General features: G+C 39.0%; 18 protein-coding genes. 9 read left to right on the top strand and 9 right to left on the bottom strand.

The features are described 5' to 3' along the window. Positions 1-42 precede the first annotated feature (42 nt). Both QSE00_RS10905 and QSE00_RS10910 read left to right on the top strand, forming a co-directional pair. Positions 43-1,503 carry a TolC family protein gene (locus tag QSE00_RS10905; protein ID WP_110356842.1) on the top strand — a complete coding sequence of 487 codons (1,461 nt, stop codon included), beginning with the start codon at positions 43-45 and terminating at the stop codon, positions 1,501-1,503. Between the two features lie 135 nt (positions 1,504-1,638). Next, positions 1,639-2,577, top strand: a complete 939-nt coding sequence (locus QSE00_RS10910; RefSeq protein WP_110356841.1) for a LysR substrate-binding domain-containing protein — start codon at positions 1,639-1,641, stop codon at positions 2,575-2,577. On the opposite strand, the gene QSE00_RS10915 is transcribed toward QSE00_RS10910, so the two are convergent. Beyond that, positions 2,578-2,973 carry a lipocalin family protein gene (locus tag QSE00_RS10915; protein WP_286105977.1) on the bottom strand — a complete coding sequence of 132 codons (396 nt, stop codon included), beginning with the start codon at positions 2,971-2,973 and terminating at the stop codon, positions 2,578-2,580. 786 nt (positions 2,974-3,759) lie between these two features. Next, positions 3,760-3,957: a hypothetical protein gene (locus tag QSE00_RS10920; protein WP_031443636.1), complete on the bottom strand. Its 198-nt coding sequence runs from the start codon at positions 3,955-3,957 to the stop codon at positions 3,760-3,762. Between the two features lie 101 nt (positions 3,958-4,058). Between QSE00_RS10920 and QSE00_RS10925 the strand changes: the two genes are divergently transcribed. After that, positions 4,059-5,372 carry a D-alanyl-D-alanine carboxypeptidase/D-alanyl-D-alanine-endopeptidase gene (locus QSE00_RS10925; RefSeq protein ID WP_286105978.1) on the top strand — a complete coding sequence of 438 codons (1,314 nt, stop codon included), beginning with the start codon at positions 4,059-4,061 and terminating at the stop codon, positions 5,370-5,372. On the opposite strand, the gene QSE00_RS10930 is transcribed toward QSE00_RS10925, so the two are convergent. The 5 genes from QSE00_RS10930 to QSE00_RS10950 form a co-directional block, all read right to left on the bottom strand. Further along, positions 5,366-5,878: a peptide-methionine (S)-S-oxide reductase gene (locus QSE00_RS10930; protein ID WP_286105979.1), complete on the bottom strand. Its 513-nt coding sequence runs from the start codon at positions 5,876-5,878 to the stop codon at positions 5,366-5,368. The genes QSE00_RS10925 and QSE00_RS10930 overlap by 7 nt on opposite strands. Then, positions 5,868-6,479, bottom strand: coding sequence for a GDP-mannose pyrophosphatase NudK (gene nudK, locus QSE00_RS10935; RefSeq protein WP_286105980.1), 612 nt, complete (start codon positions 6,477-6,479; stop codon positions 5,868-5,870). The genes QSE00_RS10930 and nudK overlap by 11 nt, the downstream gene beginning before the upstream one ends. A gap of 334 nt (positions 6,480-6,813) precedes the next feature. Continuing rightward, positions 6,814-7,467, bottom strand: coding sequence for a DUF2461 domain-containing protein (locus QSE00_RS10940; RefSeq protein ID WP_286105981.1), 654 nt, complete (start codon positions 7,465-7,467; stop codon positions 6,814-6,816). A gap of 36 nt (positions 7,468-7,503) precedes the next feature. Beyond that, entirely contained in the window at positions 7,504-8,301 is a 798-nt protein-coding gene (locus tag QSE00_RS10945; protein WP_110356836.1) for a TIGR00266 family protein, read from the bottom strand. A gap of 177 nt (positions 8,302-8,478) precedes the next feature. Beyond that, positions 8,479-8,934, bottom strand: a complete 456-nt coding sequence (locus QSE00_RS10950; RefSeq protein WP_110356835.1) for a DUF4442 domain-containing protein — start codon at positions 8,932-8,934, stop codon at positions 8,479-8,481. Between the two features lie 244 nt (positions 8,935-9,178). Between QSE00_RS10950 and QSE00_RS10955 the strand changes: the two genes are divergently transcribed. From QSE00_RS10955 to QSE00_RS10980, 6 genes are all read left to right on the top strand, one after another. Beyond that, positions 9,179-9,661, top strand: a complete 483-nt coding sequence (locus QSE00_RS10955) for a DUF4870 domain-containing protein (RefSeq protein WP_286105982.1) — start codon at positions 9,179-9,181, stop codon at positions 9,659-9,661. Between the two features lie 124 nt (positions 9,662-9,785). Next, the gene (locus QSE00_RS10960; RefSeq protein ID WP_110356833.1) at positions 9,786-10,121 is read left to right on the top strand and encodes a PadR family transcriptional regulator; all 336 of its coding nucleotides are present in this window, start codon (positions 9,786-9,788) and stop codon (positions 10,119-10,121) included. Between the two features lie 3 nt (positions 10,122-10,124). Further along, the gene (locus QSE00_RS10965; protein WP_110356832.1) at positions 10,125-11,855 is read left to right on the top strand and encodes a PspC domain-containing protein; all 1,731 of its coding nucleotides are present in this window, start codon (positions 10,125-10,127) and stop codon (positions 11,853-11,855) included. A gap of 160 nt (positions 11,856-12,015) precedes the next feature. Further along, on the top strand, positions 12,016-12,741 hold the full coding sequence (locus QSE00_RS10970; RefSeq protein ID WP_286105983.1) for a head GIN domain-containing protein: 726 nt from the start codon (positions 12,016-12,018) through the stop codon (positions 12,739-12,741). A 123-nt stretch (positions 12,742-12,864) separates the two neighbouring features. Further along, a complete protein-coding gene (locus QSE00_RS10975) occupies positions 12,865-13,875 on the top strand; it encodes a dipeptide epimerase (RefSeq protein WP_286105984.1) in 1,011 nt (336 codons plus the stop codon). Then, entirely contained in the window at positions 13,875-14,933 is a 1,059-nt protein-coding gene (locus tag QSE00_RS10980; RefSeq protein WP_286105985.1) for a PLP-dependent aminotransferase family protein, read from the top strand. The genes QSE00_RS10975 and QSE00_RS10980 overlap by 1 nt, the downstream gene beginning before the upstream one ends. A gap of 58 nt (positions 14,934-14,991) precedes the next feature. Here QSE00_RS10980 and QSE00_RS10985 read toward each other — a convergent pair whose 3' ends face one another. Both QSE00_RS10985 and QSE00_RS10990 read right to left on the bottom strand, forming a co-directional pair. Next, complete coding sequence (locus tag QSE00_RS10985; RefSeq protein ID WP_286105986.1) at positions 14,992-16,473, bottom strand: SusD/RagB family nutrient-binding outer membrane lipoprotein; 1,482 nt, start codon at positions 16,471-16,473, stop codon at positions 14,992-14,994. Between the two features lie 11 nt (positions 16,474-16,484). Continuing rightward, complete coding sequence (locus QSE00_RS10990) at positions 16,485-19,607, bottom strand: SusC/RagA family TonB-linked outer membrane protein (protein ID WP_286105987.1); 3,123 nt, start codon at positions 19,605-19,607, stop codon at positions 16,485-16,487. Positions 19,608-19,700 lie beyond the last annotated feature (93 nt).

Genomic DNA, 19,700 nt, shown 5'->3' on the forward strand with positions numbered 1-19,700 from the left:
CATAAATACCCTCCCCCATTTTATCAATCAAAATAGTCCAAAATGAAAAAATGTATTGTGTTGTTATTCCTGTGTTCAAACCTTATTGTTCTGGGACAGACCAAAAAGCTAACGCTAACAGAGGCCATTGAATTGGCAAAAAAAAACTCCCCAGAATATCAAGCCGTATTAAACCAATCACAAGCCAGTTATTGGAAATACAGAACTTATGTAGCCCAATTTTTACCACAATTTCGATTATCGGCCACCTTGCCGGATTATTCCAAATCCATTACAAGGATTACCAATGACGAAGGCCAGGATATTTTCGTAAATCAAAATCAATCCAGGATAGATGGGACTTTGTCCATAGACCAGCGTATTCCTTTTACCGGAGGAAACCTTTCCCTTAATTCACAAATCCAACGAATAGATCGCTTTGGCGCAGATGAAAACAGCAATTACTCCCTCACCCCTTTTTCCGTAAATTACTATCAAAATTCCTTGTTCTTTAATCCTTATAAGTGGGACAGGCAAATAGAACCTTTAAAATTTGAAGAATCCAAGCGCGAATTTATTGAGCGTATGGAAGATATTTCCCTAAGCAGTTGCCAGCGCTATTTTGGACTATTGACCGCCCAAATGAGGTTAAAAAATTCCAAGAAAAATTTGGCTACCCAGGATACCTTATTGCAAATTGCCAAAGGACGGTTCGAAATTGGAAAGATTGCTGAAAATGAGTTATTGCAGATGGAACTGGGACATCTAAATTCGAAAAATGAGGTTACCACAAATACGATCCTACTTAAAAGGACTTCCCAAAACCTGGCCAGATATCTGGAACTGAAAACCGAGGACATAGAACTGTTCATTCCAGAGAAATTGGTAGATTTTGAGGTAAGTGTACAAACTGCCCTGGATGAAGCTACCCATAACAGGAAATCCGTTATTGAATTTAGAAGGAGACGTTTGGAGGCCGAAAGAAACCTTGCTCAAATAAAAGGTAACAATAGGCTGGAAATTAATGTCAATGCCAATTTCGGATTAAATAAGCGAGCCGAGGATTATGACGCGCTCTTTCAAGACTATGATAGACAACAAAGAGTATCCGTGAGATTGGGTATTCCTATTTTTGATTGGGGGGTCTCCAAATCCGAAAGAAAAATGGGAGAGGCCGATTTAGGTTTGGTAGAAACAAATATAAAACAAGAACAGCAGGCTTTTGAACAGGAGATTTACCTACATATTTTAAATTGGTCCAGTAAAAGGGATTTTCTATCCACTTCGGAAAAAGCCAAAGAAATTGCCATTAAACGCTATCAGATTACCAAAGAGCGATATATTCTAGGAAAAATTACCATTACAGATCTAAATTTGGCGCAACAGGAAAAAGACAAGGCAGAACTTGAATACCTGAATTCCTTGGAAAATTTCTGGACAGATTACTACACTTTGAGAAGGCTGACGCTATACGATTTCATCAATAACAAAAGGATAGAAGCGGAAAACATCATTACTGATTAAAACCACTGATATACCGAAACCAACCCAACGTCCCTTATATAATTTCAGGGCAGGAAAAAGATTTTATAAGTAAGGGTCCTTCTGCTTAGGTTTTGTTTTTAGTTTTCCTAATTTTATCACTTTAAATAATACTTCATGACCATTACACAATTGCAATATGTACTAGCCGTTGCCGAGTATCAAAACTTCACCTTGGCAGCCGAAAAGAGCTTTGTTACCCAACCTACCTTGAGTATGCAGGTGCAAAAACTGGAGGACGAATTGGACATATTAATTTTCGATAGGAGCAAAAAACCGATTACCATAACGGAAGTTGGTGCCAAAATAGTTGCCCAGGCCAAGAACATTGTCAATGAGGCCAACCGTATAAAGGATATAGTAGATCAGGAGAAGGGTTTTATAGGCGGTGAGTTTACCCTTGGTATCATCCCCACCATTATGCCTACCTTATTGCCCATGTTCCTTAAGACCTTTATAAAAAAATACCCCAAAGTAAACCTGATCATCAAGGAGCAAAACACCGAAAATTTGATCCGCAACCTTCAAGATGGCCATATAGATGCTGCCATTGCAGCTACACCGCTGGAAATTGAATTTATTAAGGAGCGCCCCCTATATTATGAACCTTTTGTGGGGTATGTACCCCCTAATCATAGATTGGGAAAACTATCGGAATTAGTCCCGGAAGATTTGGAAATTTCGGATGTGCTGCTATTGCGTGACGGACACTGTTTTAGGGATGGTGTCATAAATTTGTGCAATGCCACCAAAAATTACGATGAAGAGCACTTTCAATTACAAAGCGGTAGTTTCGAGACCCTGATCAACCTTTCCAATGAAGGATTGGGGATGACCCTCCTACCCTTCCTAAATACTATTGAACTGGATGATAAAAAGAAGCAGAACCTTAAATTCTTTAAAAATCCATCTCCTGCTAGGGAAGTAAGCCTAATATACCACAAAAGTGAGCTCAAAGTTCAAATTACAGAAGCATTATATGATGTTATTGCCAGTGTGGTAAGAGGAGCTATTGCTTTCCAAGATGTAAAGATCATTAGTCCCTTAAACAAATAACTATTCTATTTTTCTATATTTATAGGAACATTCCTCAATGCAGCCTACATTGGATAGTATAAGTTTTCCTTCGGTGAATTCCATATTAAAAATGGTTTCAATGGCATTGTTTTCGCAATGATATCGCAGGGTCAAAACACTTTCACTTGTACTGTAAATTCCGTTAACAATACCGCCACAAGCCTTTTCATTATGGGTATAGGAACCATTGGCCTTAAATTCAAATATGGGTCCGTTCATTACAGTTGTCCAATTCTCAACTATATCGCCCGGGCTAATTTTAGTGGCTTCCAATTGCCATATTCCTAGAAGATCATTGGCAATTAAGGGCAAGGTATCCTCGTCCTTCCCACAGCTAAAAAGGAATAGAACAAATACGTAGGTTAAATATTTCATATATACAATATTGGGGGGTCCCGCCATTATATACGGTGCAACTTACCAAAATAGTTGTCCTTAGTATGGGATCAATCCCAAAAGTTGTGTGTGAATTAGAAAAAGAAATAATCTACTATCTCATTTTTGTGTCCTGTTCATTTTTTGCATCGCTCAAATAACGAACCAAAAAACGCTAGGCTGATTTTAAATTTCTTTAAATCTACGCACTTTCCACAGCCCCGGCGTCCAGGCCGCTTTCACTTGGGTGAAATGCTCTATGGACGCCTTCCACCTTCCAATGTGAAAACCACTTGATTTAAGACGAAATTGAAAATAGGCCAGTCCTTTTGTTGCGTCAACCTTCATGTGGGGATAAGTCATTTTCCGTTATTAAAAACCTTTGGCATTGCCCTCAAGGTCTATGGTTTGGTCGTTCTTCTTCCGTCGTGGAGATGGCATGGCCGTTAAGAATTATTGAAGCCTTGGAAATAATTTAGGCCATGGCATCGGTCCTTAAAATCCAGAGATTTTAGGGACCACCTAGCGAAGAAGGGTCTTTTCTTTTGTTTCGTTTTCTTTGGACAAGCAAAGAAAATGAAAGAATAATTTAATCATTGGTTTTACTAAATTGCTCCTATTAATTAAAACTGTTGCTCAAAAAAACACCACTGATCAAATTAATCCCTTTTTTTCATAAACACAATAATTGTTCCTGATCCTTAGTATGTGAGAAGTTTTAAGAAAAACAAAGTTGCACACTAGGAATGATTAAAATAAAAGCTACCAATTTAAGGTAGCTTATGTCTATGCTTTCAAATAAAGTAAGCTTTGTTGTAATTCTGGTTTATCATTAATGAACTGCTTCAACCAGAGTTTTAATTCTTCTATTTCAAATGGTAATAGTCTAGTCACTGCTTTCTCTAGTTCTTTGCAAAATAACTTTGTATCAAAACTAACCTTTTGCAGTACGGTTTTAGTGTACTCTAACATAGCTCTTGCCATATTTTTAATAATTTTAGGTTGCTTGGACTAAGATAACCAATAAAAGGTATATATTATTGCTGTCTTTCCGTTAAATAATAGATAAAAAGATGTTAAAGTCGATGAATGCACACTTTCAAATCCCCTTTTTAGATATAACGAGGATTCTTGGGCTGTTAATTTTGTTTGGCACCTCAATGAACCTATTTAGCTGTAAAACACTAAATGACAAAAAATTAAAAAATAACATTCAACAACGCATAAGCTCGGAAACGCCGAATAATTACTTTCAGGGGCTGTTGGTTTACGATCCTATTAAAAAGGATACTGTGTATAGCCACAATAGCCAAAAGTACTTTACTCCGGCAAGCAATACCAAAATTATTACCCTGTATACCTCCCTTAAAATCTTGCCAGAAAGGATTCCGGCCCTAAAATATATTGTTAAAAATGACACCCTTTATATGGAAGGCACAGGCGACCCCACCTTGTTGCATCCCTATTTCGGTGACAGTACCGCAATAAAATTTGCCCAGAACCATAAGAACATATCCCTTTATTTAAATAATTTTCAGGAAAGCAAGTATGGTCCGGGTTGGGCCTGGGAAGATTATGACCTCTATTTTAGTCCGGAAAGAAGTGCAATTCCTATTTACGGCAACGTTGTAACCATTGAGAATACAGAGGGTATAACGGTTACCCCAGAACATTTCAAAAACCAAGTAGTGCCCATTGAATACGGAATAAATAGAGAATTGTACAGTAATACCTTTTATTTTGACCCTCAGAGAAAAGATACCTTGGAAAGTCCTTTTATGATTGATAGCACCCTGATAAAAAATCTATTGGAAGAAGTCCTGCTTAAAAAGGTCAATATTGTGCAAAAGATGCCGAAGGAGGTAAAACAGGTGTTGTACGGGGTTTCCTCAGATTCCCTATACAAGCGAATGATGAAGGTAAGTGATAATTTTCTTGCAGAACAATTATTAATTTTAAGCTCCTCTACCCTTTCGGATACACTGAACAGTGCAAGGGCCAGAAAATATATTTTGGAGAATTATTTACAGGAACTGGAACAGCCCCCAAGATGGGTAGATGGTTCCGGGCTTTCACGCTACAATTTATTTACACCAGGGACAATGGTGTATGTACTTAATAAAATGTACCAAGAAATACCTAGGGAGCGATTATTCAACTTTTTCCCTGTCGGCGGCCTAACAGGGACTTTAAAAAACGGGTTCCATGGTGATGAACGCCCATATATTTACGCCAAAACAGGATCATTGGGAAATAATTATTGTCTTAGTGGATATCTTCTAACGCGATCTGGAAAGACTTTGATATTTAGTTTTATGAACAACCATTTTACCCATGGCAATAGTGAGGTAAAACAACATATGGAATCTATCTTTGAAATGATCAGGGACCGTTATTGACCCAAGAAGACCTTATTATGATCTACTTTGTCCGCAAATTTCAACATCAACAAGTCTAGTTTTGGAACAATATGGGTTTGGCAGAATGGTTTATATGGATTTTTAAAGTAATAGTTTTGAAAGGCTTTATCGGAAATTTTAAATTTCCTGAACGGTAGGACTTTGGTTACCAAGGGATCTTTAAAATTCTTCTGAAATTCTTTCAGTGCCCCAGTAGATCTTTTAACATCCACTGTCTCAAAAGTATAAATGGCCGAACGGTATTTTTTACGCATGCCATGGTCTGATGTAGATTTATGGGTATATAAATGCACCAAAATCAAATCTTCAAGACTAATGACTTTTGGGTCATAATGCGCAATTACCGCTTCAGAGAAGGAAGATTCCTCCCCTTCCGAAGCTACAAAACCTTGCTCTACACTTATTATACCCTTTAGTGATTTATAAACGGCTTCGGTACACCAATGGCATCCACCCCCAAAGGCAATTCTATGTTTAGCTTCCATAATGGGATGGTTGTACATTGGAGAATAACCCGTTAATTTTTGCATACTGCAAGAGCATAATAGTCTTGGCATCTTTAATTTCACCTGTGTATATCATTTCCATGGCCTTACCAAAGTCCAACTCCAAGACTTCTATATTTTCAGTTTCCTCTTGGGAACCACCCCCCTCGCCTATCTTCATTTTTTCATCATATGATCCAATAAAAAAATGAAGGATCTCGGTTACCGAACCTGGTGACATATAGGATTCAAAGACCTTCTCCACCTTGTCCAGTTTATAGCCGGTCTCTTCCTCCGTTTCTTTTTTTATACAGTCTTCAGGATGATCGCCATCCAATAACCCTGCACATACTTCTATCATCATCCCGGAATCATTGCCGTTGATATAGGTAGGCATCCGGAACTGTCGTGTAAGAATTACCGTTTTCTTCTTCTTGTTGTACAACAAAATGGCAGCACCATTTCCGCGATCATAGGCCTCGCGGGATTGGGTCTCCCAACTTCCATCCTCTTTCTGATATTCAAAAGTCAACTTTTCAAGCCTATACCAGTTATCGGATAATAGCTCTTTATTGATGTTTTTTACTTTTCCGTTTTTCACTTGTAGGCGGTTCTTGTATCCTTACAAAACTAGTCATTTTTATACCTATGGGAACGATAAAAAAAATAAGATTGGGGGCTATGACAAACTTTACTATAACCTAATGGAATATTTTTCTAAAGCTAATTCTTGGCTATTGCGGCACTTGATTCTGAACGGGAAGTAACATATACCATTGCTGTGCTACAGTGTTTACTTCCTTCGCCTATTCAAAATGAACGGATTGGCTACCAAGGCATTGAACACTACACTTGTTGATAGATGCTAGTTCTAACTTTAGTACCATTAGAGCGACCTGCACAACGTGGACAGACAATTTTACAACCGCCCACCCTCACACGGTAACCGCCTTGTTCAAGTATCTTCTAAAGGGTAGCATTTCCAAATAAATTGAGATTACCTTCTCCTTAAAATTGGACTCCAATATTTCTTTCCGGGTCAACGGATGCGTTACGGCAAAGGTTTTATGGCGCAAGAGATCAATATGTGGATGGTCATTGGCAAATCCTTTAGGTGCCTGTTTTAAGGTTTCATCCACTACCAAATTCCCGAAGGCATCTTTAAATGATTTTTTGTTCAGAATTTTTTTCAGTTCTTCCCCGTCATAATCTATTGCATCGCGTATACTTCGCAAGGTTTTGGGATCTGGCCTCCAAAATCCACCAGCCAACATGGACTGCCCCAGCCCTATCTCAATATAAAAATCACCCGTGCTGGGGGCCTTATCCAAACCAGCCCCAAAATGGTCCTTATAGGTAGGTTTATTGGGATGGAACATCAAATTATTATTGATCCGATTAATTCCTTTTTTACCTGGCGTACTAAAGTATTCATTGTCCACAGCAGCTAAAGCAAGATCCAAATCGTTCAACCAACTTATATACCCATCCCTAACTTCTTTGTACCATTTTCTGTTTTTATCCATCCACTCTTTGGAGTTATTCTGATTGAGCTCGGTCAAGAATTGAAACAGGGAAGTAAAATCCATATTTAAACAAATTATATCAGGCAATTCTTAATTACATTAAAATCGGTTATCCCCATCCAATAGGTCGCCCAAACCACCTAAAATACTTCCTTCTCCCTTATCTTTGCCACCTCTTGGAATGGAAGCCAAGACCCGTCCGGCCAAACGGCTAAAGGGCAAAGATTGGATGTAAACGGTACCAGGGCCCCTTAATGTGGCGTAAAACAATCCCTCGCCCCCAAAAATGGTGTTTTTGATTCCGCCTATAAATTCTATATTATAATCCACATCCTTGGTAAATCCTATTATACAGCCCGTATCCACCTTTAAGGTTTCCCCCGGACCTAGAATTTTTTTTGCGGTGGTACCACCTGCGTGTACAAAAGCCATTCCGTCTCCCTCCAATTTTTGCATTATGAAACCTTCTCCGCCGAAAAGCCCCCGCCCCAGTCGCTTTGAAAATTCTATACCCACGGAAACACCTTTTGCCGCACACAAAAAAGCATCCTTTTGACAAATGAACCTTCCTTGAAATTCGCTAAGGTCTATCGGAATAATTTTTCCAGGATAGGGAGAGGCAAAGCTTACCTGCTTTTTCCCCTGGCCTATATTTAAAAATGCCGTCATAAAAAGGCTTTCCCCTGTGAGCAATCTTTTTCCTGCAGAGAACAATTTTCCGAGGACCCCAGTATCCTGATTGGAACCATCACCAAAAATGGTATCCATTTTAATGTCCGAATCCATCATCATAAAACTGCCCGCTTCGGCCACAACGGCCTCCTGCGGATCCAATTCTATTTCCACATATTGCATTTCCTCTCCGTAAATTACATAGTCTATTTCGTGTGCGTTCATCCTATAAGTTTAATAAATTGAATTTCATTTGTTGACCATTAGTGTCAAAAATTACCGGTTTGTTACATCGGAATATTTACCCACTAATAAATTAATACCATGGCCCTTGACTCACTGTCACATTGGTATATCGGTATATTGGTATATTGATATATTGATTAAGTGTATATCATCACCTTATCCTTTCACCTTTAAAGTCCATTCAAAATTAAAGGTAGACACTACAACACCTTCGTCGTTAACCCCCACCGATTTCATCCAGACTGTCTGCCCCTCACCGGTCTCAATGGTTTTCTTAATGGCATCAGAAACAAGATGTCCCTCTACACAGGTAAAGGTAATTTTTCCGGTAGCTTTTTTTGAAAAATTGGCATTGTTATTGGCTACTAGCATGGAAATATTTCTACCACTTTTCTTGATTTGGCTCATTACCATAGCTCCTGTAGTCAGTTCGGCCGCCATTCCCTGTACTGCCCAAAACAAGGATTTAAACGGGTTTTGATTGATCCATCTATGCTTAACGGTGACTATGGCCTTTTTTTCATCTATATACCTTAATCGTACTCCTGTCCACCATACGGCCGGGAGCTTAAAAAAACTGAACATGTTAATTTTACTTGCATCGGTAGCCATAGTTGTAGTTTATTTTATATCAAAAATATATAATTTGCACGAACCTACAATTGTTAATAAATTGTTAAATTTTAGTACTTTGTTTTGCATAGTACCTTCTTTTAGATATATATTTGCATAGAAAGTTATTAGGCTTAATAAGATAAGCCCTTAGAAATAGCTTTAGTAAGCTACTAAAACTGTTTTAATCGAGACCGACGGTAAAGGGCACAAAGTAATAACTGGGAACACAAACTATACAGCAATGACCGAAACACTGAGCAAACACGAAAAAAATTTGGCCGCAATAATACATGCGTCTACGTTTTCCAAGTATTTCATCCCCTTTGGGAATTTCCTACTTCCCCTAGTACTTTGGACCGTAAATAAAAAGGATTATAACTTCGTGGACCAAAATGGCAAACAGGCTTTGAATTTTCAAATCAGTCTTTTACTCTATTCCATCATCCTTGGAATTTTCACCATCCCTTTTTTAATTGGGATAATACCGGAAATATTTCATCTGGTCCATTTTAACTTTGCCAATTTTAACGAATTCAATGGCCTTAATTTCGATTTCAACTTTCAGCCATTTCATTTGGGCAAATTTCTTTGGCCATTGGGAATAGCCGGGGTTGCACAGCTGGGACTATTCTTGGTAAATATAGTTTACACCATCTTGGCCACTATTCGAACCAGTGAGGGGTTGGATTTTAAATACCCTATAAGCATCCCATTTATTAAATAATAAAAAATACAATTAGTACTCATCACACTAATTAGAGAGTTTATTCATCCAATCAATCAGAAGTGAAACAGTAAAATGCGGACATCAAAAAAACGAACAGTTAAATTATTTTAATCATGCTACTATGAATATTGAAAATACAAAAGCACAGATGCGCAAGGGAGTCTTGGAGTACTGTATACTTTCCATTCTCAATGGGGAGGACAAGTATACCTCCGAAATACTGGACACCCTAAAAAACGCTAAAATGCTAGTGGTTGAGGGCACCATATATCCATTGCTCACAAGATTGAAAAATGCGGGGCTTCTCAATTATCGTTGGGAGGAATCCACTTCAGGTCCCCCAAGAAAGTATTATACCCTAACAGAAACAGGTAAACTTTTCCTTAAAGAATTGGATACTACTTGGGATGAATTAAGAAATGCGACAAACCTCGTAACCAAAACAAAAAACAACTAAGAAATGAACAAGACAATAAATATTAATCTGGCCAATTTATTCTTTCATATAGATGAAGTAGCCTACAATAAGCTTCAACGCTATTTGGAGGCCATAAAACGTTCCTTTGCCAATACTAGTGGTAGTGAGGAGATCATAGCGGATATAGAGTCCAGAATTGCCGAACTGTTCCATGAAAAAATGGAGAACGAAAGACAGGTAATTACAGAAAAGGAAGTAGACGAAGTAATAGGCATCATGGGACAGCCCGAAGATTACATGGTGGACGAGGACATTTTTGAGGATCAGCCAAAATCCACAAAAAAAGCACATAGGGTAAGAAAATTATACAGGGATATAGAAAATAAGTATATAGGGGGTGTATCTGCCGGCCTTGGACATTATTTTGCGATTGATGCCCTCTGGGTTCGACTTTTATGGATTCTGCTGACCATTTTTAGTTGGGGAGGTTTTGTATTTATTTATATCCTTTTATGGATTCTCATTCCAGAGGCCGTTACCACGGCTCAGAAATTGGATATGAGGGGTGAGGCGGTCAACATTAGTAATATTGAAAAAAAAGTAAAGGAGGGTTTTGATGATGTAGCCGAAAAGGTTAAAAGTGTGGACTATGAAAAAGTGGGTACCAAGGTAAAGGATGGTAGCAAAAGTTTCTTTAATGCCATTGCCGATGTCATCATGTTTTTTTTTAAGATCATTGGCAAGTTTATCGGGATAATACTCATCATAATAGGTGCTGCCGGAATAGTTGCCTTGTTTATAGGACTTTTTACCGTAGGTATTTTAGACATTGTACACCTTCCGGGAATTGATTTTTACTATATGGTGAACTCTACCAACACCCCGGTATGGTTGGTGTCGCTATTAGGCTTTTTTGCCATTGGCATACCCTTTTTCTTTCTCATGTATTTAGGACTTAAGATTTTGGTCAACAACCTTAAATCGATAGGTAATATTGCGAAATTTACCCTTTTGGGACTTTGGTTGATTGCCATTATCCTACTCACTGTTTTTGGGATAAGACAAGCTGCTGCCCATGCCTATACGGGCAATGTTTCAGTGGAGAAGGAACTGGCATTCCAGCAGCCAGAGCAACCAATGAAAATCATTTTAAGGTCTGGTTCCCATCTAAATAATGGCAATAAAATAGGCATAAACGGTGTGGTTCTGGATTACACTGAAAATGGGGAAGAAGTACTTGTTTCCGAAGATGTTCGTCTAAACCTTAAAATGTCTAGAGACTCCATTGCCCGTATCGAGATACGCAAAAATGCCAATGGAAATTCTTTTAAAAGTGCCACGGAGACCGCTGATAAAGTGATCTACAATTATGATTTGCAAGGAAATACTTTATTACTGGACGATTTTTTAACTACCGCCAAAAACAATAAATACCGGGACCAAGAAGTGAGAATATTACTCTATATCCCAGTAGGCACGGTATTGACATATGAAAGGGATAGTAGTCCTTGCTGGAAAATTAGTGCTCCATTGGACCGTACCATGAGTGGATGTGAAATGTCCAAATACCTTTGGAAAATGAATAACAGTGGGGAATTACAATGTTTGGATTGTCCAATAGACGAAGATGGGCAAGATCATGAAGATAATGACGACAACGGAAAAATTATCATCAACGAAGATGGTGTTGATATAGATATAAAGGGGGATGGGGATAATTTTAAGCTGAAAATAGACGAAAAGGGTGTACAGTTCAAAACCAACGAAAATTAAAAGATAGCCATCAATAAAAATACAGTTGGGTAGACTCTTGTAACAACTCAGTAATTTAAAATGCCCTTAAAGCAACCTAATCAATATTTTTAATTAAACATATCATTAATCAATCCTTGAATAAACCCATAGTGTTTATTTCAATCAAAAAACAACAATCATGACAACATTAGCAAGAATTACCATCGCACTTATCTTGGCAATTTTGTTTTCGTCCTGTGGTTTCGATATTAATATTGGAAACGGCAAGAGGGGAAATGGTATTGTAACGGAAGACCAACGCACAATAAACGCGGATTTCACCTCAATATCAGCCTCTGAAGGCCTGAACGTTTATGTTACCCAAGGCAACGATTTTGAAATTGTTGTTGAAGCCGATGAAAATGTAATCGACCTTATTGGAACTGATATCAAAAATGGAAGATTACGAATTCATGCCGTTGAAAATATTGGGAGGGCTACCAAAAATATTTATGTTACACTACCCGAAATTACAGGCTTGGAAACATCCAGCGGTGCCGACCTGATTACCAAAAATATAATTAAGGGACGAAACATTGACTTGAATGCCAGCAGTGGTTCCAGTCTGGAAATTATAGAATTAAAGGCCGAAAAGGTCACAGCAGATGCCAGTAGTGGCGCAGACATTAAAGTGGCCGGTGATACAAAATCCCTTTATGGCCATGCAAGTAGCGGCTCTGATATAAAAGCAAGAAATTTAAACACCAAAATCTGCGAAGCCAATGCCAGTAGTGGTGCGGGAATAACGGTAAATGTGTCCGAGTCCTTAACCGCTAAAGCCAGCAGTGGTGGAAATATACACTATACCGGTGATGCTACCGTAGAACATAAGAAATCGAGTTCAGGAAGTGTCAGTGCCCTTTAAAACCTGGATTATCCTTAGGTTGTGGCCATCCCATCCTAAAATTTACAATACCCATTGAGATTTCAATGGGTATTCATTTTCCAATACACCATCTTTCTTTATATTCGTTCCATAAATACTGTTATGAAAATAAAGATCAAAAAATACGTACTTCCGCTAAAACACACTTTCAGTATTTCTAGGGAATCCCATGATTTCCAGGATTCCATGATCGTTGCACTGGAACTGAACGGTAAAACGGGCTATGGGGAGGCAACTTCCAATCCCTATTACAAAATAACCTTTGAAACCATGCAAGCTGAGATTGAAAACGTCAGGGAGGAAATCGAGAATTTCGACTTTCAGGAACCTGAGACCTTTCATGCGTTTTTGGTTTCCAAAGAATTGAGCAATTTCGCTATCTGTGCATTGGATCTTGCCGCCAACGATCTGTATGGAAAAATACTCGGGAAGCCATTGTATAAACTATGGATTACGGACAACAGTAGTTATCCCATAACCAATTACACCATAGGATTGGACTCCGTTGAAAAAATGGTGGACAAGATGAAAGAAATGCCTTGGCCCATATATAAAATCAAATTAGGTACCAATAGCGATGTTGATATAGTAAGGGAGTTGCGCAAACATACGGATGCCATTTTCAGGGTAGATGCCAACTGTGCCTGGACAGCGGAGGAAACAATTGCCAACGCTCCTTTATTGAAGGATTTGGGTGTTGAATTTTTAGAACAACCGCTCAAAGCCGATGATTGGACAGGAATGGAAGCAGTGATGCACCAAAGTGTCCTCCCAGTTATAGCAGACGAAAGTTGTATAGTGGAAACCGATGTAGAAAAATGTGCACTTCATTTTAACGGAATCAATATAAAACTAACCAAATGTGGTGGACTAACCCCCGCACGCCGTATGATTTCGAAGGCCAAGGAAATGGGACTTAAGGTAATGGTAGGATGTATGACGGAATCTACCGTAGGCATTTCGGCCATCGCCCAACTAATTCCACAGTTGGATTATGTGGATATGGACGGTGCTATGTTGTTGAAAGAAGATATTGCCGATGGGGTCATTATTCAGGAAAATGGCAAAGTAATCTTTCCTACCATTGGTGGAAGCGGAATACAATTACGCTGATGGCTATTTATATTGATGGATTCCCGGGACGGGAATTGCAATTGGACCACAAGAAATTTTTGTATTTTGGAGGTACTTCCTATCTAGGGTTACAGACCGACCAAGCTTTTCAGGAAATCTTTATTTCCAATATCCGGAAATATGGCACCAATTATGGAGCCTCCAGAAAATCCAACGTACGAATATCAGTTTTTGAAGAAGCAGAACAATATTTATCCCAATTGGTAGGGTGTGAATATAGCGCTACTTTGTCTTCTGGTTATTTGGCAGGACAACTTGTGAGGCAATCCATGGATACCAAAGAGCATAGGCTCTTCTATGCCCCCAATACCCATTCTGCACTCTATTCCACTACCCCATCAACAAAGTCAAAACCATACATCACTTTCACGGCCTTGAACATAGCCGTTAGGGCCCATTTGGAATCCAATCAAAATATTACTCCTGTGGTATTTTTGGATGCCATTGATTTTTCCGGGGTCAATTATCCCAATTTTGAAGGATTAAGGACACTGCCTTTGGAAAGGATCGTTCTGGTGGTAGACGATTCCCATGGTATTGGTATTGTAGATGACAATGGTGGGGGTGTCTTTAGAAGGGTAAGGAAATTAAATCCAAAAGAACTTATTGTTTGTTGTTCCCTAGGTAAAGGGTTTGGGGTTCAGGCAGGATCTGTTTTTGGGACCAAAAGGAGAATTGAACAATTCATGGACACTCCTTTTTTTGGCGGGGCAAGTCCCGCAACACCTGCAGCAGTAGCCTGTCTCCTGGATGGCAAAAAGCTTTTCCTTGAAAAGAGGACTATTCTAATGAACAATATAAACTTGTTCAAATCCAATGTTAAAACTTTGGATATATTTAAATTCATGGAGGGCCATCCCGCGTTCAGCTTTTCAGATGAAAAGTTGGTAGACTATCTGGAAAGTAAAAATATTGTGGTGACCAGTTTTCGTTATCCTGATGAGGATTCCCAACTTATGAGCAGAATTGTAATAAGTGCCCATCATAAAACGGAAGATATTCTTTTATTATGTAATATTATTAATTCCTATTTATAAAATGAAACGGCCATCCCAAATGGATGGCCGCTTCATTTAACAGTTCCCTTACAAAAAACTAATTATCCCACCATACTGGGGTAACCGGGGTTTGTTGGTTTGCCACAACATTGGCCTCATTTCTGTTCAACTCGGTTGAAGGATAAATGGCCCTTCTGAACCACTGTCCAAAAAACTCGCTATCATCACTTGCTTCCTCCAATCTTATTTGTAGACCGGTGAATACATCCGCAGAAAAATCATATCTTCTATAATCCACGAATGTCTCTGGATTCAAAAAGTTATTTATGTATTTTTCCTTCATGATATGATGTAACATTAAACCTGCTTCACCTACAGCAATTGCTCCATCCGTTAAATAATCGGCGCCATCCACATCATACATATCCATACTGGCCTGGATCCCCTCCAAATAGGCTGTATATGCCTCGGTACTGGACCCTGTACTTGTAGTGTTGCCCCCATTGGCCAAAAAAGCCGCTTCTGCCTCAATAAATTTTGCTTCGGCATAACTGATAAGCAATAGTGGGGAATCTACACTGGTATAATAACCATCGGTCTTAAAACGGGTATTAGCATCACTACCATTCGGGGCTATTCCTGCTCCACCACTTACAAAACCTTTCCACTCTGCTTCGTCCCCATTTTCGGCAAACAAGGGCAGTCTTGGATCTATGGTAAGTGCCCCACTTTCAAAGGGATAATAATCCCCATTCATAGAACTCACTAACTGACTAGCTATATCGTTGCTCAGGTTACCTGTAGACCTGGCCAATATTTCTGCAGAGTACCAAGGGTTGATATTTTTTTCATTGTAGGACATCTCAAAATTATCATCATTTGAAGTAAAGCCGTTGGCAATGGAAGTTAAAACCTCATTGGCAGTGACAGTACCTTTATTCACCAAATGCAACTGATATCGCGCTTTAATAGTGTAGGCCGCTCTTAACCACTGATCGGAATCACCCCCATAAATAAGGTCTGAGCTTCCCAAATTGAAGCCGGAGTTATCTGGACCTTCCAACGCTGTGATAGCCGAATTTAGAAGGGTGAATATTTCACTATAAATAGACTCTTGGGTATCAAAAGTTGGAAAATTATTGTCCGGGCCTTCAGTAGCATCCGAATAGGGTATATTATCCCAAGTATCCGTAGCTATTCCAAGATTTATGGCGATAAGAATATCAGATATAGCGCCTATGTGCGTGGCATTGGTTTCAGCAGCCTTCTCCTTAATTGCCTTAAGATTAGGCAAAATATAAAGATATACCTGGCTCCACAGACCACTTGCTTCTGTTTGCCCGGCAGCTCCCCCCCCGGTTGACACGAAATTCTGCACATAATTTCCAAAAGCCAATTCCGCAGACCGTTGACCTTCCATTGTACTGTGTATTACCGGCGCCATTAAATCCTGCATTCTCAACTCCTCCAAGGTTGCTGTATTGGAAGGAGTGTTTACATCAAAATAATCATCACTACACGAAATCTGCGCAACTAATAGAAGTGATAAAATTCCTGTTTTTATAATAATATTTTTCATGTTTATCATATTTAGAATGAAATATTTAGACCAAAAGAGTAGCTCTGGCTCAACGGAACACTAAGCCCTGTAAAACCATAAACATTGCTACCAGCACTATACTGATTCCCCTCTGGGTCATAACCATCAAATGGGGTCCATACAAGAATATTGGATGCACTAACTGAAAAACTCAGCTTCTCCATTTTAAGGTCCTTAGTAAATTTGTTATCCATGTCATAAGACAAACTAACATTGCGCAATTTAACCCATGATGCATCCTGTACCAATACTTCTGCTGCCCTATTGTAGACATTTGAATTTCTATAGTAATCTTGATCTATCAAGGCTGGTGTAGTGTTGGTGGTAAAACCACCACTACCATTGTCCATTACTCCAGACAACACTACTTCTTCATCCCTAACCAAAGTACTTAAAGGATTACCATTTCTAATGGAATTCCTAAGACCGGAATCATATAGATCGCCGCCTTCCTTGTATTCCAATAAGAAGTTGAAGCCTATACCCTTCCATTTAATATTACTACCCAAGGAAGAAATGAAGTCTGGAAAGGCATTGCCTACATTCACCCTTTCGTCAGTAACAATTTCGGGAAAACCATCGGCATCCAAATACCGCTGTCCATCCTCATATCTCCATTTATATCCATAGAGATTCCCCATTTTATCTCCTGCTCTGATTTCGGAAGTTATTCCTGCAAAGCCTGAGTCCGCAAAAATTATAGATTCAATATCCTCTGGGATTTCCAATACTTTCCCTTCACTAGTAGACCAATTAAAAATCAACTCCCACCTGAAATCATTACTTCTAATGACATCCGCGCTAATCAATAATTCGTGTCCAAAAACCTCATAATCGCCTGCATTCCTTGTAATTCCCGATAGACCTGAAGAATATGCGGTTCCTACAGTAAATATTTGGTCTTTTACACGAGTTTTATAATAGGCGTAATCAAACCTGATTCTATCGTTCATAAACCTAAAGTCGGCACCAAATTCCGTTGATTGGTTACGTTCCGGAACTATATCCAAATCTCCTAACAATGTACTTCGTCTATAACCTCCAGCACCACCAAAGGGAAAGTCCCCGTCAACAACAAAATATTGGCCAACGTCCCCGAAACCAGGTCCTTTTCCAACCTCGGCCCAAGATGCCCTAAGCTTGCCAAAAGTAAAAACATCATTATCACCAAATACATCGGAAACATCATAGGCCAAACTCGCGGACGGATAAAAGAACGATCTGTTCTCTTTAGGCAATGTAGACAACCAGTCATTTCTACCTGTTAAACTCAAGAACAATTTATCTTTGTAACCTAATTTTAATTCTCCAAAGGCACCAACGTTCCTTAGTTGCGTAATACTATTATCCACAAAATAATTAATGGTGTTCCCTATTTCGTTAATTCCAGGAACATTCAACCCTTCCCCCCTGGCTTGGGCATATTCCCTTTTGGAATCGGAAATCTGATGTCCCAGCGTAAGGTCTGTGGTAAAATCGTCCGACCAATCCTTGGTAAAAGCAACCAAAAGATTGGATTCCAGACCAGTAAAATTGATGTTTTGATTTAAGACAAACCCACCAACCTGTGAACCCCCATCCAAATCAGGGCCCACATATCTATTTCTCTGATCGGAATAATTATCTATTTGGGCTGAGTAGGTTACATTTACCCATTCCTTAGGACTCCAGTTCAGGGTGGCATTGCCAATCCATCTATTTACATCATCAATAAGGCTGCTTGTTTCCATTAAATATCTTGGGTTGTCAATTATCCCAAAAGAATAATCCCTTTCAGTACCATCGGCATTCATATAGTCGTTTATTGGAAATGTCCCAGAATAATAGGAAAGTGCACTCATTACGGATTTATCCCCTCCATTGGCCCTACGTCCACCAGATTTAGTATAGGCGATAGAAGAATTCAATGTCAATTGATCAGAAATCTTATAGCCAGACTTTAGTCTAAAATTATTCTTACCGTAATCAGTGTTAGGAAGAACCCCATCCTCTTGGTCCTTTCCCATGGAAAAGAAATAATCCAATTTTTCATTGGCTCCACTAATACTTAAGTTTACTTGCGAATTAAAACCTGTTCTAAATATATCGTAAGGACTGTAAAATTTATCTCCAGTTAAATCGACCACTGTACCATTGGACAGCGTATAGGAATCATCAGTATATCTAGGTCCCCAGCTATAAAAAGAGGTGGCATTCTGCACCCTATTAAAACCGGTTTCGGAAGTTGGATCGTAAATTGTCCTAGGAGCACCACTAAAACCTTCCCTATAGGTAGTTTGTAACAATGGTGTTTTTTGTATATCCCTAAAAGTTGTTGAAGCCGTTACATTAATTTTGGCCTTTCCTTTTTTACCTTTTTTAGTTGTAATGATAATGGCCCCATTGGAAGCTCTTACCCCATACAATGCAGTGGCGGCAGCACCTTTAAGTACATTGAAACTTTCAATATCCTCTGGATTGATATCCCCGGCTCTATTGGAAAACGCAAATTGTTCGGAACTGCTGGCCGAATTAGACCCTGCACTTGGTCTTACTTCTCCCGAAAATGTGTCGTTGTTCAAGGCAATCCCATCAACAACAATTAATGGTTGATTGCTCCTACTAGGATTAACGGACGTAATACCTCTAATTAAGATATCTACCCCACCACCTGAAGATCCAGATGTTCTATTGATTTGAACCCCTGCAACCCTGCCCTGCAAACTTTCCATGGGATTAGATTGCCCAGCTAAATTAAGGTCTTCGGTGTTCACCTGGGTTACGGAATATCCCAAGGATTTTTGTTTCTTCTCTACACCAAAGGCCGTAACCACAACTTCGTCCAAAGCACTGGCGTCTTCCAATAAGACAACACTTAATTCGGCATTTGATGTTACCCTGACGTCCGATGATTTCATTCCAAGGTAAGAGAAGCGTAGAACATCGCCCTGTTTGGCGGTAATTGCAAAATTACCATCAAAATCTGTTGTGGTTCCTGTGTTGGTCCCTACAAGTAAAACGGTAACCCCTGGAAGCGGCATGCCGCTTTCATCTTTTACGTTACCAGTAACATTTTGAGCAATGCCATGCCATGTAAGCATAAAAGTGCACAATAATAATAGTTTTTGTATCATACTAGTTTGTTTTATTAATCTAAGTTAAAAATCATAAAAATATCATAAAAAACAAACATTTGCTCTACGAAATGTGATTTATACAATAAATCG

It is taken from the genome of Arenibacter flavimaris, assembly GCF_030291335.1.
Classification (GTDB): domain Bacteria; phylum Bacteroidota; class Bacteroidia; order Flavobacteriales; family Flavobacteriaceae; genus Arenibacter.

Coding starts and splice junctions, on each gene's coding strand:
- QSE00_RS10915 (WP_286105977.1), bottom strand. CDS start 2,973: ATGAAATATTTAACCTACGTATTTGTTCTATTCCTTTTTAGCTGTGGG.
- QSE00_RS10965 (WP_110356832.1), top strand. CDS start 10,125: ATGAACAAGACAATAAATATTAATCTGGCCAATTTATTCTTTCATATA.
- QSE00_RS10990 (WP_286105987.1), bottom strand. CDS start 19,607: ATGATACAAAAACTATTATTATTGTGCACTTTTATGCTTACATGGCAT.
- QSE00_RS10970 (WP_286105983.1), top strand. CDS start 12,016: ATGACAACATTAGCAAGAATTACCATCGCACTTATCTTGGCAATTTTG.
- QSE00_RS10985 (WP_286105986.1), bottom strand. CDS start 16,473: ATGAAAAATATTATTATAAAAACAGGAATTTTATCACTTCTATTAGTT.
- QSE00_RS10960 (WP_110356833.1), top strand. CDS start 9,786: ATGAATATTGAAAATACAAAAGCACAGATGCGCAAGGGAGTCTTGGAG.
- QSE00_RS10910 (WP_110356841.1), top strand. CDS start 1,639: ATGACCATTACACAATTGCAATATGTACTAGCCGTTGCCGAGTATCAA.
- QSE00_RS10930 (WP_286105979.1), bottom strand. CDS start 5,878: ATGGAAGCTAAACATAGAATTGCCTTTGGGGGTGGATGCCATTGGTGT.
- QSE00_RS10950 (WP_110356835.1), bottom strand. CDS start 8,934: ATGGCTACCGATGCAAGTAAAATTAACATGTTCAGTTTTTTTAAGCTC.
- QSE00_RS10925 (WP_286105978.1), top strand. CDS start 4,059: ATGAATGCACACTTTCAAATCCCCTTTTTAGATATAACGAGGATTCTT.
- QSE00_RS10980 (WP_286105985.1), top strand. CDS start 13,875: ATGGCTATTTATATTGATGGATTCCCGGGACGGGAATTGCAATTGGAC.
- QSE00_RS10905 (WP_110356842.1), top strand. CDS start 43: ATGAAAAAATGTATTGTGTTGTTATTCCTGTGTTCAAACCTTATTGTT.
- QSE00_RS10975 (WP_286105984.1), top strand. CDS start 12,865: ATGAAAATAAAGATCAAAAAATACGTACTTCCGCTAAAACACACTTTC.
- QSE00_RS10955 (WP_286105982.1), top strand. CDS start 9,179: ATGACCGAAACACTGAGCAAACACGAAAAAAATTTGGCCGCAATAATA.
- QSE00_RS10940 (WP_286105981.1), bottom strand. CDS start 7,467: ATGGATTTTACTTCCCTGTTTCAATTCTTGACCGAGCTCAATCAGAAT.
- QSE00_RS10945 (WP_110356836.1), bottom strand. CDS start 8,301: ATGAACGCACACGAAATAGACTATGTAATTTACGGAGAGGAAATGCAA.
- QSE00_RS10920 (WP_031443636.1), bottom strand. CDS start 3,957: ATGGCAAGAGCTATGTTAGAGTACACTAAAACCGTACTGCAAAAGGTT.